11 protein-coding genes are annotated in these 13,889 nt (G+C 65.9%); 7 read left to right on the forward strand and 4 right to left on the reverse strand.

All coding sequences use genetic code 11. The features are described 5' to 3' along the window. Window positions 1-152 precede the first annotated feature (152 nt). The 4 genes from ACUXVH_RS01345 to tssA form a co-directional block, all read right to left on the reverse strand. Window positions 153-641 (reverse strand): Hcp family type VI secretion system effector, encoded by a 489-nt coding sequence (locus tag ACUXVH_RS01345; RefSeq protein ID WP_011064257.1) that lies wholly within the window; start codon window positions 639-641, stop codon window positions 153-155. Window positions 642-759: 118 nt separating this feature from the next. After that, on the reverse strand, window positions 760-2,253 hold the full coding sequence (tssC, locus tag ACUXVH_RS01350) for a type VI secretion system contractile sheath large subunit (RefSeq protein WP_011064256.1): 1,494 nt from the start codon (window positions 2,251-2,253) through the stop codon (window positions 760-762). 16 nt (window positions 2,254-2,269) lie between these two features. Then, window positions 2,270-2,785 carry a type VI secretion system contractile sheath small subunit gene (gene tssB / locus ACUXVH_RS01355; protein WP_011064255.1) on the reverse strand — a complete coding sequence of 172 codons (516 nt, stop codon included), beginning with the start codon at window positions 2,783-2,785 and terminating at the stop codon, window positions 2,270-2,272. A gap of 81 nt (window positions 2,786-2,866) precedes the next feature. Continuing rightward, window positions 2,867-3,886 carry a type VI secretion system protein TssA gene (gene tssA / locus ACUXVH_RS01360; RefSeq protein WP_065365026.1) on the reverse strand — a complete coding sequence of 340 codons (1,020 nt, stop codon included), beginning with the start codon at window positions 3,884-3,886 and terminating at the stop codon, window positions 2,867-2,869. Between the two features lie 393 nt (window positions 3,887-4,279). Between tssA and tagH the strand changes: the two genes are divergently transcribed. The 7 genes from tagH (at window position 4,280) to ACUXVH_RS01395 (ending at window position 13,887) form a co-directional block, all read left to right on the forward strand. Next, the gene (tagH, locus tag ACUXVH_RS01365) at window positions 4,280-5,746 is read left to right on the forward strand and encodes a type VI secretion system-associated FHA domain protein TagH (protein WP_123397704.1); all 1,467 of its coding nucleotides are present in this window, start codon (window positions 4,280-4,282) and stop codon (window positions 5,744-5,746) included. 64 nt (window positions 5,747-5,810) lie between these two features. Then, entirely contained in the window at window positions 5,811-6,317 is a 507-nt protein-coding gene (gene tssJ, locus ACUXVH_RS01370; protein WP_011064252.1) for a type VI secretion system lipoprotein TssJ, read from the forward strand. Between the two features lie 15 nt (window positions 6,318-6,332). Then, complete coding sequence (gene tssK / locus ACUXVH_RS01375) at window positions 6,333-7,667, forward strand: type VI secretion system baseplate subunit TssK (protein ID WP_011064251.1); 1,335 nt, start codon at window positions 6,333-6,335, stop codon at window positions 7,665-7,667. 6 nt (window positions 7,668-7,673) lie between these two features. Then, window positions 7,674-8,999: a DotU family type VI secretion system protein gene (locus tag ACUXVH_RS01380; protein WP_011064250.1), complete on the forward strand. Its 1,326-nt coding sequence runs from the start codon at window positions 7,674-7,676 to the stop codon at window positions 8,997-8,999. Then, window positions 8,996-12,502 carry a type VI secretion system membrane subunit TssM gene (tssM, locus tag ACUXVH_RS01385; RefSeq protein ID WP_011064249.1) on the forward strand — a complete coding sequence of 1,169 codons (3,507 nt, stop codon included), beginning with the start codon at window positions 8,996-8,998 and terminating at the stop codon, window positions 12,500-12,502. The genes ACUXVH_RS01380 and tssM overlap by 4 nt, the downstream gene beginning before the upstream one ends. Further along, entirely contained in the window at window positions 12,499-13,152 is a 654-nt protein-coding gene (gene tagF / locus ACUXVH_RS01390) for a type VI secretion system-associated protein TagF (RefSeq protein WP_011064248.1), read from the forward strand. The genes tssM and tagF overlap by 4 nt, the downstream gene beginning before the upstream one ends. Continuing rightward, the gene (locus ACUXVH_RS01395) at window positions 13,153-13,887 is read left to right on the forward strand and encodes a PP2C family protein-serine/threonine phosphatase (RefSeq protein WP_053160444.1); all 735 of its coding nucleotides are present in this window, start codon (window positions 13,153-13,155) and stop codon (window positions 13,885-13,887) included. Window positions 13,888-13,889: the final 2 nt, after the last annotated feature.

A 13,889-nucleotide genomic window follows, 5' to 3' on the forward strand; every position in this document is an offset into this window, starting at 1 on the left:
CTCCAGGATCGGATTGCGCAGGCATGACGTCACGAAAAGGGGCATAACCAAAGACTCACGAGGACGCGGTCCTGGCCAACCGTCCCCGCGTTGCGCCAGGCGCAACGCGAGGGCCGGGCCGGTCGCCGCCACGGGGCGGCGACCGAAGCGGATCAGCGCTTGGTGTTGGAGCGGATGTTCCAGCCGTACTTGATCGGGCCGCCGTCCTTGGTGCCGTCGGCTTTCTGCGGCTGGTACTCGACCATCACCTGAGCGAAGTTCAGGGTGATGTTTTCGGTCAGGCGGTCATCGCTGCCCGAACCGCCGGTGCTCAGCGAAGTGATCAGCACTTCTTCCAGGTCGATGATCATGTACTCGACCTGGCTTTCGCCGCCGGCCTTGCGCACGGTCAGGCGCACCTTGTCGATGTGCTTGCCGCTGGAGCAATGCATCATCAGGTTCGGCGATGCCTTGTCCACGTACTTGGTCAGCGACAGGTCCTGGATGTTCACCTTGCCCGCGCCGCCGCCACCGCCAACGTGCATGTTGCCGGACTGGGACATGCCCCAGCTCCAGTTCAACACGTCGATTTCGTCCTTGTGGGCTTTGTCCATGGACTCGCCCTTGATGTCACCGATCTTGATGAAAATATCAACAGCCATGTTTTCTCCCTGTGTGGCACTTGCCACGATGTTGATTCAGCTTCTGTCGCCGCTGCGCGAGGCCCTGTGGACCTCGCGCGGCCTGTGGCTGCGGCCGCAGGTTTGAGTCGGTTATGGGTTAGGCGCCCTTGGCGGACGGCAGTTTGGATACCAGGCGCAACGACACGGTCAGCCCTTCGAGCTGGTAGTGCGGGCGCAGGAAGAACTTCGAGTTGTAGTAGCCGGGGTTGCCTTCGACTTCCTCGACCACCACCTCTGCCGCGGCCAGTGGGTGCTGGGCCTTGGTGGTTTCGGTGGAGTGCGCCGGGTCACCGTCGACGTAGTTGAGGATCCAGTCCTGCAGCCAGCGCTGCATCTCGTCCTTCTCTTTGAAGGAGCCGATCTTGTCGCGCACGATGCACTTCAAGTAGTGAGCGAAGCGGCAAGTGGCGAACAGGTACGGCAGGCGCGCGGCCAGGTTGGCGTTGGCGGTGGCGTCCGGGTCGTCGTATTCGGCCGGCTTCTGCAGCGACTGGGCGCCGATGAAGGCGGCGAAGTCGGTGTTCTTCTTGTGCAGCAGTGGCATGAAGCCGTTCTTCGCCAGTTCCGCTTCACGACGGTCGGAGATGGCGATCTCGGTCGGGCACTTCATGTCCACGCCACCATCGTCGGTGGGGAAGGTGTGGGCCGGGAGGTTTTCCACCTCGCCACCGGACTCCACGCCGCGGATCCGCGAGCACCAGCCGAAATGCTTGAACGAACGGTTGATGTTCACGGCCATGGCGTAGGCGGCGTTGGCCCAGGTGTACTTGGAGCTGTCGGCGCCGTCGGTGTTTTCCTCGAAGGCGAAGGCTTCCACCGGGTCGGTCTTGGCGCCGTATGGCAGGCGCGCCAGGAAGCGCGGCATGGTCAGGCCGATGTAGCGCGAGTCTTCCGATTCACGCAGCGAGCGCCAGCCGGCGTATTCCGGGGTGGTGAAGATCTTGGTCAGGTCGCGCGGGTTCGACAGTTCCTGCCACGAGCCCATGCCCATCACGGTCGGCGAAGCCGCGGCGATGAACGGCGAGTGCATGGCGGCGCAAACCTTGGACAGCTCGCCCAGCAGCTCGACATCCGGTGGCGACTGGTCGAAGTAGTAGTCGCCCACCAGGCAGCCGTAAGGCTCGCCGCCGAACTGGCCGTATTCCTCTTCGTACATCTTCTTGAAGAGCGGGCTCTGGTCCCAGGCCGTGCCCTTGAATTTCTTCAGGGTCTTGTGCAGCTCCGGCTTGGAGATGTTGAGCACGCGGATCTTGAGCTGCTCGTCGGTCTCGGTGTTGTTCACTAGGTAGTGCAGGCCGCGCCAGGCGCTTTCCAGCTTCTGGAATTCCGGGTGATGGATCACCTGGTTGACCTGGGCGGTGAGCTTGGCGTCGATGGCGGCGATGATCGACTCGATCGACTTGATGGCGTCGTTGGACACCAGGTCGGTCTGCGCCAGGGCCTGTTCGGCCAGGGTCCGCACCGCGGTTTCCACGGCTTCGCGAGCACGTTCGGTCTTGGGCTTGAATTCCTGCAGCAGCAGCGATGCGAATTCGCTGGCCTGCTCGGTGGCGCCGGGTTGCGCCTGATTGTCACGCATCAATTCGGTCATGATCGTTGGTCCTGATTTACGCGTTCGGCTCGGAGTCAGCAGGCTTTGGCGCACTGGCCAGGGCCTGGAGCAACGCCGGATCCTTGATGGCTTTCATGATGATTTCTTCGGCGCCGGTCTTGCCGTCCATGTAGGTCAGCAGGTTGGCCAGCTGGGTGCGGGCTTCCAGCAACTGGTTCAACGAATCGACCTTGCGCGCCACGGCCGCCGGGCTGAAGTCGTCCATGCTCTCGAAGGTGATGTCCAGGCTCAGGTTGCCTTCGCCGGTCAGTTCGTTGGGCACGTGGAAGGCCACCCGAGGCTGCATGGCCTTGAGGCGCGAGTCGAAGTTATCGACGTCGATTTCCAGGAACTTGCGATCGGCCACGGCCGCCAGGGGCTCCACGGGCTTGCCGGCGAGGTCGGCCATCACGCCCATGACGAAGGGCAGCTGGACCTTTTTCTCGGCGCCGTAGAGTTCGACGTCGTACTCGATCTGCACCCGGGGCGCGCGGTTGCGCGCGATGAACTTTTGAGAACTTTGCTTCGCCACGTTGTGCTCCTGGTCGCTGCTGCGACGGTGTTGGCGTCGGTCGGTGGTTGCCGCTGACGATACTGCTCGGCTGTTCCGGGGTTAGTCGGATTCAGGGCCGCGCAGGTTTTCAAATTGGGACATGCCGTCGGGAATCAGATTGCGCACGATGGCCGCGAAGTCGGCGTTGACCAGGTTCTTGGCCCGGTTGAGCAGCACCGGCAACGGGCTCGAAGGCTCGTGGCGGCTGTAGTAGGCCAGCAGCCGGTCAAGGCTGCGCAGCACGTCTTCGCGGCTGCTGATCTCGCCGGAAATCCGTACCGGGGCTGGCGCTGCGGGCGCACCTGGCTCTTCGGTGGACGGCCCATCGGCGTGTTCCTCGACCGCGTTCTGCGCGCCTTGCGGGGCGTGCTGGCCCAGCACCTGCAGCGCCAGGCGCAGGGGTTGCTTGATGGCCGTGAGGTCTACACCGCTGGCCGAGCCTACTTGTTCGCTGACCTGTTTCTCGATGCTTTCGGCCGCCGAGCGGGCTGCGCTCAAGGCGCTGCGAATGGCATCCAGGTGCTCGGGGTCGCTGTCTTGCAGGGCGCCGGCCAGGTGGTCGGAGCCCAGGCTCTCGCCGGAAAAGTGCTGCAGGCCGGCGGCGTTCAGCGCGGCTCGCAGGCTCACCGGGCCGAAGGTCCGGGAACGGGTCAGGATGGCTTCGCGGAGCAGGCCGATGGTGGTGTCGGACGCCAGGCCGGCCAGGGCGTTGATACGCACCGTGGGGTCGTTGTCGTCGTCGGCGTCCAGGCGCGGATGCAGGTCCGCCCAGTAATCGCGGAGCAGGCCGTCGATCAGTTCGAGGCTGGTGGCCAGGCCCGGCAGGCCTTCGAGGGCCAGGGTGCTCTGCAGGAGGAAGTGGGTGATGCGCAGGTCTTTGCTGCGCGCCAGCAGGTCCAGGCTCTGTTGCTGGATGCTGCGCCAGTCCGGCGGCTCGGCCGGCAGGATCGAGTCGCCCATGCTGCGCTCGGGCTGGCCCTGTGCGGCCCGCTCCAAGTGCAAGAAATCCGCGTCATATTCCAGGTCTTCGCCACAAGGCGAAGTTGCTGAAACCGCGGCGAGCAACATCGGTACATCCACCTGGTTTGATCTCCCTATCAGCCTGCAGGACAGTCAGGCAATTAATGCACTAGTTTGTTTGTGAACTCGCGCACATTTCTTGGTTTATATGGACTCGTTGATACTAGTGAGCCATCATCCGTGTTCAAGAAGTTGTGCATTTTTGGTGTAGTAGTTGTGCCTTGTCAAGGTAAGCTATTCGCCCCGCATGACAGTGTTATGTCGCCTTATTAGTTCCTTGACCGGCGAGTCAGATCGGGGCGGTACGAAAGGCTTTTGTCATGCGTGTAGTTTAAGTTGAGCGATCATGCTGTGAACGGCGCTGTTTAAAGGATTTTTTGCGGACTTTTCATTTTTTCACGGAACTTTTTTCCCTTCGCCGGTTCGCACGCGGAAGTACAGCAAGGAGGCGCGATGTCGCTGTGTTTGACTATCACTAGTTATCACAAGATTACCCCTGGTCAATGCCCTGAAAAACTAATGGACCAGGGAATGATGGCAATTGGCCGCAGTTCCGATAATGACTGGGTACTTCCTGATCCCGAACGCTTAGTTTCCGCGCGGCACTGTGTCATCCAATACAAGGATGGCCGTTATTATTTGACCGATAACAGTACTAATGGTGTGGAGTTAGTCCGTGCCGGTATTCGTATGCGCCGGGGTAGCAGCGAGCCACTGGAAGATGGCGAGGTTATTCGCATTGGCGATTATGAAATCAGTGCGCGCATCGATTTCAGTCTGAACCGCCCGGGGGCTGAACCCTTTTCCGGGGACAGCTCCAATAGTTTCGAGGCGCTGATGGGGCGTCAGGCGGCGTCGCCGACCCCTATCGAACCGATTTCCATGGCCCCGGTGGCGCACTTCCAGGGTGCCTCGGCCCAGGACACCTTTCCCGATCTGTTCGACTTTCTCGCCCCCAGCGCGACCCCGCCGGCCACCCAGCCGGACCACGTGCCGGCCGAGCAGCACGATTTTCGCCCGCCGACCCCCACCGCGGTGCCCCAGCCCGTGGCACCACCAGAGCCATCGGCGCCCCAGGGCGGGGCGATGATTCCGGAGGACTGGGACCTGTTCGGCTCGACGCCCGCAAGCCCTGCGCCAGTGCCCAGTGCGCCGCCCGTGGTTGCCCCGCCGGTGGTTGCCGCCGCGCCGATTGCCCACCAGGCCTCGTTCGCGCCAGAACCCGCGCAGCCGCAGCCGCAGCCGATCGCCCAGGCGCCCGTGGCACCGGTGGTTTCCGAAGTGGAGCTGGCTCCTGTTGTCACGCCCGCGCCGGCCCCGGTCGCCCCCCAGGGGGATCTGCTCCAGGCCTTCCTGCGCGGGGCCGGGCTCGATCAACTGCGTATCGAGCCGCAGCAGGCCCAGGCCCAGATGGAAAGCCTGGGTCGCAGCTACCGGTTGATGGTCGAGGGCCTGATCGATGTGTTGCGTGCCCGCAGCAGCCTCAAGGGCGAGTTCCGCATGCAGCAGACGATGATCCGCCCGGTGGAAAACAACCCGCTGAAGTTCGCCCCCAATGTGGACGAGGCCATGCTCCTGCTGCTGCGCCACAGCAACCAGGCATTCATGGCTCCGGATCAGGCCGTGCAGGACAGTTTCGATGACCTGCGGGCGCACCAGCTGGCGGTCATGGCCGGTGTGGAAGCGGCCATCAAGCACCTGCTGGGGCGCTTCGAGCCCACTGAACTGGAAGCCCGCATGGCTCGCCCCGGCGGCCTGGGCAACCTGTTCAGCGGCTCGCGCCAGGCGCAGAACTGGCAGCAGTTCACTGCACTCTACAAACAGATTTCCCAAGAGGCCCAGGACGATTTCCAGGACCTCTTCGGTCGTGAGTTCAGCCGCGCCTATGAAGAACACACCCACCGGCTGCGCCGTTCCTGAGCGCGCCTGGAACACCCGAAAAACACGGATACACGGACAGCTGATACGTCATTGAGGACGCAGGATGATTCAACGATTGCTGACATTGGTTGCCATGCTGGTACTGGCGGCCTGTGCCAAGGACACACCACCTCCCGGCGAACCGGCCAAGGAAGCGCCCGGCGCCACGACTGTGGAGCTGCATTTCCAGGCGGTCAGCGGGCTCAACCCCGGGCCTGATGGCCAGAGCACGCCGGTGCGGGTACGGATCTTCGAGCTGAAGAATCCGGCCACCTTCATGCGCGCCGACTACTTCGCCCTGGCGGAGCGGGCGCCGGCTACCCTCGGCCCGGACCTGATCGACCAGGATGAAGTGCTGGTCAAGCCCGGCGACCAGTTCACCCTCAAGCGCACCCTGGACCCGGCCACCCGTCAGGTCGGCCTGCTGGTGGGCTATCGCGAAGTGGACCAGGCCCTGTGGCGGGTCGGGGTCAACACCGCGCAGCGCCTGAGCAACCAATATCAGATCGTCCTCGACGTCCGCGCGGTCAGCGCCGAGCTCGTGGCATCCCCATCCAGCCCTGCCCAATAGGCAATCGGAGCAACCATGTCCTGGAACAATCGCGTGGTCTGGTCGGAAGGCATGTTCATTGGAACCCAGCACTTCCAGCAGCATGACCGTTACCTGGAAAACCTCATCGACGCCCGCAGCCGCCCGCTGTCGACGGGAGCCTGGGGGTTCTCCGAGCTGCGTATCGATCAGGGCCTGCTGGCCCAGGGCAAGCTGGCCATCGTCAGCGCCCGTGGCCTGCTGCCCGACGGCACGCCGTTCAACATTCCCCATGACGACCTGGCGCCCAGCCCGCTGTGCATCGACGACAACCTGCGTGACGGCCTGGTGTACCTGGCGCTGCCCCTCAAGCGCGCCGGCGCCCGGGACACCGTGGACGAGGGCGAAGAGCTGGGCGGTGCCCGCTACCTGAGCCAGGTGCGCGAGGTGCGTGACGACAACGCACCGTTCGAGAACCGCGCGCCGGTGGCCGTGGGCTCTCGGGCCCTGCGCCTGCTCACCGCCCAGGACGGCCTCAGCGACTACGCCGCCATTGGCGTGGTGCGGGTCAAGGAGAAGCGCGCCGACCGTGCTCTGGTGCTGGACGACAGCTACATTCCGCCGGTGCTGGACGTGGCCGCGTCCAAGCCGTTGAGCGCCTTTCGCAGCGAGCTGCTGGGCCTGCTGCACCAGCGCGGCGAAGCCCTGGCCGGGCGCGTGGTGGCATCGGGCGCGGGGGGCGCTTCGGAAATCGCCGACTTCATGCTCCTGCAACTGGTGAACCGCGCCCAGCCCCTGGTCAACCACCTGAGCCAGATCAGCCCGCTGCACCCCGAGCGCCTGTTCAGCGAGCTGGTGAGCCTGGCCGGCGAGTTCTCGACCTTCACCCACAGCGCCCGGCGCCCTGAGCAATACCCGCAGTACCAGCACGATGAGCTGGCCATGAGTTTCGCCCCGGTGATGCAGGCCCTGCGTGAAGCGCTGTCGATGCTGATCGACAGCAAGGCAACGCCGATCCCCATCGTCGAGAAAGCCTACGGCGTACACGTGGCGATGCTGGCCGACCGCACCCTGCTGGAGAACGCCAGCTTCATCCTGGTGGTGCGTGCCGACGTGCCGGGCGAAACCCTGCGCGGGCGCTTCGCCCAGCAGAGCAAGGTGGGTTCGGTGGAGCACATCCGCGACCTGGTCAACCTGCAGCTGCCGGGTATCGGCCTGCTGCCGCTGCCGGTGGCGCCGCGGCAACTGCCGTACCACGCAGGCTCGACCTACTACGAGCTGGACCGTGGCAGCGAGCACTGGAAACAACTGGTTCACTCCGGCGGCTTCGCGTTCCACGTCGCGGGAGAATTCCCGGGCTTGAACCTGGCCTTCTGGGCCATTCGAGGATAAGTCGCGATGCATCCTTTCGATGATTCGCCAGGGCAGCCGTCCCCGCCCAACGACCGTACCCAATTCATGCCGCGCCCCGGTGGCCGTGCTCCCGAGCCCGGGCGCCCGGCTGCTGCGCCCGCGCCGTCGCTGGCCATGCCGGCGGCGCCGCTGCCGGCCGGCCAGGCCCGTGGCCTGAACCCCCTGGAAAGCGCCGCGGGCCCACTGCTGGCCTTGCTCACAAGGCTGCGCAGCACCCTGGCGCACCCGGCGCCGGCCAGCCTGCGGGCGCAACTGCTGGCCTACCTGCGCCAGTTCGAGGAGCGCGCGGAAGCGGCCGGCGTGCCGCGCAACGACGTGCTGCTGGCGCGCTATGCGCTCTGTACTGCCCTGGATGAAGCCGTGCTGAGCACGCCCTGGGGCAGCACCAGCGACTGGGGCAAGCAGAGCCTGCTGATCACCGTGCACAACGAGGCCTGGGGCGGCGAGAAGGTCTTCCAGCTGCTGGAGCACTGCCTGCAAAGCCCGCGCGAGCGCCTGTACCTGCTGGAGCTGTTGTACCTGTGCATGTGCCTGGGTTTCGAAGGCCGCTACCGGGTGATGATCGATGGTCGCAGCCAGCTCGAGGCCCTGCGCGAGCGCACCGCGGCCACCATCCGCAGCGCCCGTGGCGAGCACGAGCGCGAGCTGTCGCCACACTGGCGCGGGGTCACCGTGGCCCGTGACCGGCTGGCCCAGTTCATGCCGCCCTGGGTCGGCATCGCCATCGGCGTGGCCCTGCTCCTGGCGCTGCTGTTCGGCCTGCGCCTGAAACTGGCGGCGGACGCCGAGCCGGTGTTCAAGAACATCCATGCCCTGGGCGAGATCCCGGTGCAGACCCTGGACCGCCCGGTGATCCAGCCGAAGATTGTCGAGCGTCCGCGCCTGGCGGGCTTCCTCGCCGAGGACATCAAGGCCGGGCGGGTGGCGGTGGAAGATGCCGTCGACCGTTCGGTGGTGACCATCCGTGGCGACGAGCTGTTCGCCTCGGCCAGCGCCAGCATCCTCGACGACTACCAGCCGCTGATGCTGCGCATCGCCGACGCCGTGCGCAAGGTCAAGGGCCAGGTACGGATCACCGGCCACAGCGACAACCGACCGATCGCCACCTTGCGCTTCCCGTCCAACTGGAAGCTGTCCCAGGCGCGCGCCGAATCGGTGTTGCAGATCCTCGCGGCGAAGACCGGGCAGCCGGAGCGCTTCAGCGCCGAAGGCCGCAGCGACACCGAGCCACTGGCAACCAATGCCACCGCCGAAGGGCGGGCACGTAATCGTCGGGTAGAAATCAGCGTATTGGCGGAGGGGGTCGAGTGAAGGCGTTTTTCAGTTTTGTGATTCGCTGGGTGATCCCGCTGCTGGGGCTGATCGCCCTGAGCCTGATCATCTGGTTCATTGGCCCGTTGCTGGAGTTCCTGGTACCGGAAGGCCGGCGTTGGGCGCTGATCATTTTCATCTTCGCGCTATGGATCGGCTACCGGGTGTTTTGCATCATCCAGGCCCGTCGGAATGCGGCCAAGGTCTTGCAGAGCCTGGCCGCCGACACCCCGCCGGACCCGGACAGCGTGGCCACTGCCGAGGAACTGGCCGCCCTGCGCCAGCGCATGGACGAAGCCCTGGCGCTGCTGAAGAAGGCCAAGCTCGGCGGTGACGAGCGACGCAATCTCTACGAGCTGCCGTGGTACGTGATCATCGGTCCGCCGGGTTCCGGCAAGACCACCGCACTGGTCAATTCCGGCCTGCATTTCCCCCTGGCCGCCCAGTTGGGCGCCGGTGCCGTACGCGGCGTGGGCGGCACCCGCAACTGCGACTGGTGGTTCACCGACCAGGCCGTGCTGCTCGATACCGCCGGCCGCTACACCACTCAGGACAGCCATGCCACGGTGGACAAGGCAGCCTGGCTGGGCTTTCTCGACCTGCTGAAAACCCAGCGCTCGCGGCGGCCGATCGATGGCGCCTTCGTTGCCATCAGCCTCTCCGACCTGCTGCTCGGCAGCGAAGCGGAGCGCGCTGCCCACGCCGCAGCGATCCGCCTGCGGATTCAAGAGCTGTACACCCAGTTGGGAGTGCGCTTCCCGATCTACCTGATGCTCACCAAGCTCGATCTGGTGCCGGGTTTCATGGAGTTCTTCGACTCCCTGAGCAAGGAAGAGCGAGCCCAGGTCTGGGGCATGACCTTCGCCCTGGACGACGGCAAGAGCGGTGACAGCCCCCTGGCCCACCTGCCGGCGGAACTGGCGGCCCTGGAGCAGCGGCTCAACGAGCGCCTGGTGGAACGCCTGCAGCAGGAACGCGACCCGGCGCGGCGCGACCTGATCTACGGCTTTCCGCAGCAGTTCGCAGCGCTCAAGGAATCCTTGCAGAGCTTCCTGGAAGGGGTGTTCAAGCCCAATGCCTTCGAAGAGCGGGTACTGCTGCGCGGGGTGTACTTCACCAGCGGCACCCAGGAAGGCAGCCCGATCGACCGCCTGATCGGCGCCATGGCCCAGAGCATGAACCTGGACCGCCAGCACCTGGCGCGGCAGACCGGCACCGGGCGCAGCTACTTCATCGAGAAGCTGTTCAGTGCCGTGGCCTTTGCCGAGCGCGGGCTGGTGGGGGTCAACCCCAAGGTCGAGCGCCGGCGCAAATGGATCGCCCGTGGCGCCCTGGCTGGCACCGTAGCCCTGGTGCTGGTGGTCAGCACCTTGTGGATCATCAGCTACAGGGCCAACCAGGCCTACATTGCCCAGGTCGACCAGCGCGTCGGCCCGGTGCGCCAGGACGTGCAGAACCTCAGCCCGGCCCAGCGCGATGTGCTGGCGGTGCTGCCGCTGCTCAACGCCACCCGCCACCTGGCCGGCGACGCCCCGGGCTGGGCCGAAGGCCTGGGCCTGTACCAGGGCGACATGCTCGAAGCCGAGTCCGCCAGCGTCTATCGCAAGCTGCTGGTGGCGGTGTTCGCCCCACGGTTGATGACCCGCATCGAAGAGCAACTGCACAGCGGCGGCAACTCGGACTTCCTCTACGAGGGGCTCAAGGCCTACCTGATGCTGGCGGACAGCGAGCACTACGACCCGGACTTCATCAAGGCCTGGATCACCCTGGACTGGGATCACACCCTGGCCCGCGACCTGCCGCCCGAGCAACGCCAGGCCCTGACCGGCCACCTGCAGGCGCTGTTCGAGAAGCATCCGCCCAATGCGCGCCTGGACCAGCGCCTGATCGACGACCTGCGCCGCCAGCTGCAACAGCTGCCGGTGGCCCAGCGGGTGTATGACCGGGTCAAGCGCGCCAAGCTGCCGGACGGCGTGCCGGACTTTCGCCTCAGCGAGGCCGGTGGCCGTGACGCCGCGCTGGTGTTCACCCGCAAGAGCGGCAAGCCGTTGAGCGAGCCCCTGAGCGGGCTGTTTACCGCCAAGGGCTACCGCCAGGGCTTCCTCCTGGCCAGCCTCAACCAGGCAGGCACCCTGGCGGAAGAACAGTGGGTGCTGGGTCGCGATCAGGCCGACCAGCAGAACGTCGCCAGCCTTGCCGCCGACGTGCGCCGCCTGTACTTCCAGGATTACCTGCGCCAGTGGGACGCCCTGCTGGCGGACATCGACTTCGTGCCGATCACCAGCGTGGCCCAGGCCGCCGACGTGCTGCGGATTCTTTCCGGGCCCACTTCGCCGCTGAAGAAGCTGCTGGTGGCCGTGGCCAAGGAAACCGACCTGCAACAGGAAGAACGCCTGCTGGCGGCCCAGGGCCAGAAGGTCGAGGGCGGTGTGGACCAGCTCAAGCAACGCCTGGGTAACCTGCTGGGCCAGGAACAGTCGGCCAACCCGGCTGCCGTGGCCAGCAGCGAAGACCCGGTGAGCGCGCACTTCGCCGAACTCAACAGCCTGGTGAGCAAGGGCGAGGGCGAGCCGGCGGCCATCGACGGCCTGCTGGCGGACATGAACGCCCTGTACGTGCAGGTCAGCGCCATGGTCGGAGCCAGCGGCGACGCGCTGCTGGGCGAGGCCAAGAACCAGGCCAGCGCCGCTGCGGCGCGGGTCAGCCTGACCGCCGAGCGTCAGCCTCCGGTGGTCCAGGGGCTGGTCAAGTCGGTGGTGGGCTCCACCACCAACACCATGATGGGCGGGGTGCGCAACCAGCTGAACGCGGCCTGGGTCAGCGAAGTGGTGAACGTCTATCGCCAGTCCCTGAGCGGCCGTTACCCGATGTCGCCGGGCAGCTCCCGGGACGCGACCCTGGAAGATTTCGGCCAGTTCTTCGGCACCGGCGGGGTGATGGACAACTACTTCCGCAAGTACCTGCAGCCCTACGTCAACACCTCGACCACCACCTGGAGCTGGCAGCCAGGCGCGGCGCAGAAGCTGGGGATTTCCCCTGGCGTGCTGCAGACCTTCCAGCGCGCTTCGAACATTCGCGACGCCTTCTTCCGCTCCAGTGGCGGTACCCAGCCGGCCGTGCGTTTCGAACTCAAGCCGGTGGCGATGGACGCCAATATCAGCCAGTTCCTCCTCGACCTGGACGGCCAGCAACTGAGCTACGACCACGGCCCGAGCCGGCCGGTGGCCATGCAATGGCCCAACCCGGGGAGCATCGGCGTGGTGCGCCTGTCGATCATGCCGCCTTCGGCCACCGGGCGTTCCGGGATCACCCTGGATGGCCCCTGGGCCTGGTTCCGCCTGCTGGAGCAGTCGGACCTGACCGCCACCAATTCGCCGGACCGCTTCAACCTGCGGCTACGGGTGGACGGTGCGAGCATTTCCTACGAGCTGCGGGCCAGCAGCGCCTTCAACCCGTTCAAGAGCCGGGTGCTCAGTGGCTTCAGCCTGCCGGAGCGGCTATGACGGCGCCGGGCCTGTACGGCAAGTTGGCCAGCCGTGGCGATTTTGTCAGCCGTGGCCTGCCGCAGAGTTTCATCGGCCCCTGGGACAGTTGGCTGGCGGCGGGGCTGCTGGCCAGCCAGAACGCCCTGGGCGAGCAGTGGCTGAACGCCTACCTGATCAGCCCGTTGTGGCGCTTCGCCCTGGCCCCCGGGGTCTGCGGGCCCCAGGCGGCGGTCGGGGTGGTGATGCCGAGCATCGACCGCGTGGGGCGCTATTTCCCCCTGACCGTGGCTGCGCTGCTGGAGCCCGAGGCCGACCTGGCTTCGTTGGTCGGCGGCCCGGAGCAGTGGTTCGAACAGGTGGAAGAGCTGTTGCTGGCGACCCTGGAAGAGGGCGCCAGTTTCGAAGCCCTGGAAGAGGGCTTGCAGGCCCTGGGCGCGCCAAGCCCGGCCAGCCGGATCGAAGGCAGCCACTACGCCGGCCTGCAGCGGTTTTACGTCAGCGATCCACAGGCCCGGGGCGCGGTACTCGCGGCCCAGGCCTGCGCGGGATCGAGTGCCTGGTGGGGGCGCGGTTCGCAGTACATCAGCCCAATGCTGTTGCGCTGCCAGGGCTTGCCGCCGGCCAGTGAATTTGCGCAATTTTTGCTCGGACAAGAGGGTGCCGTCTAAATGCGTTCAGCGCCGCAACTGTCCTACCAGTCCGCCAGCTACAGCCATGTCGGCATGGTGCGGAAAATCAATGAAGACGCCTGGCTCGAAGCCCCGGAGACCGGCCTGTGGCTGGTGGCCGACGGTATGGGCGGGCACGCCGCCGGGGACTATGTCAGCAGCCTGATCGTCGACAGCCTGCGGGCGGTTCCGGCCGCCGACAGCCTGGACGACTATGTCGCCGCGCTGCGCAACGGCCTGGCCGCGGTCAACGCCGCGGTGCGCGAGGAAACCGCCAACCGTGGGGTGACCATGATGGGCAGCACCGTGGTGTTGCTGGCGGTACGCGGGGCCCGGGCCGTGTGCCTGTGGGCCGGCGACAGCCGCCTGTACCGGTTGCGGGACGAACAGCTGGAAGGCATTTCCCGGGACCACAGCTACGTCCAGGACCTGCAGGACAGCGGCCTGCTCAGCGAGGCCGAGGCGCGGGTGCACCCGCGGGCCAACATCGTGACCCGGGCGATTGGCGTCGAGGCCCAGCTGGAGCTGTCCCAGGTCGACCTGCAGGTGCAGGACGGCGACACCTTCCTGCTGTGCAGCGACGGCCTGAACAAGACCGCCGAGGACTTTGAGCTGCGTGACGTGCTCAGCCACAGCGAGCCCAATGACGTGGTGCGCAGCCTGATCCACCTGGGCCTGACCCGGGGCGCTCCGGACAACATCACCGCCATCGTGATCAAGGCCGCAGGACACTGACC

The organism is Pseudomonas sp. 8(2025), from assembly GCF_052665325.1.

What these genes read in the sequence shown, in the direction of transcription:
- ACUXVH_RS01345 (WP_011064257.1), bottom strand. Translation starts at nt 641, where the DNA reads ATGGCTGTTGATATTTTCATCAAGATCGGTGACATCAAGGGCGAGTCC.
- tssC (WP_011064256.1), bottom strand. Translation starts at nt 2,253, where the DNA reads ATGACCGAATTGATGCGTGACAATCAGGCGCAACCCGGCGCCACCGAG.
- tagH (WP_123397704.1), top strand. Translation starts at nt 4,280, where the DNA reads ATGTCGCTGTGTTTGACTATCACTAGTTATCACAAGATTACCCCTGGT.
- tssJ (WP_011064252.1), top strand. Translation starts at nt 5,811, where the DNA reads ATGATTCAACGATTGCTGACATTGGTTGCCATGCTGGTACTGGCGGCC.
- tssK (WP_011064251.1), top strand. Translation starts at nt 6,333, where the DNA reads ATGTCCTGGAACAATCGCGTGGTCTGGTCGGAAGGCATGTTCATTGGA.
- ACUXVH_RS01380 (WP_011064250.1), top strand. Translation starts at nt 7,674, where the DNA reads ATGCATCCTTTCGATGATTCGCCAGGGCAGCCGTCCCCGCCCAACGAC.
- tagF (WP_011064248.1), top strand. Translation starts at nt 12,499, where the DNA reads ATGACGGCGCCGGGCCTGTACGGCAAGTTGGCCAGCCGTGGCGATTTT.
- ACUXVH_RS01395 (WP_053160444.1), top strand. Translation starts at nt 13,153, where the DNA reads ATGCGTTCAGCGCCGCAACTGTCCTACCAGTCCGCCAGCTACAGCCAT.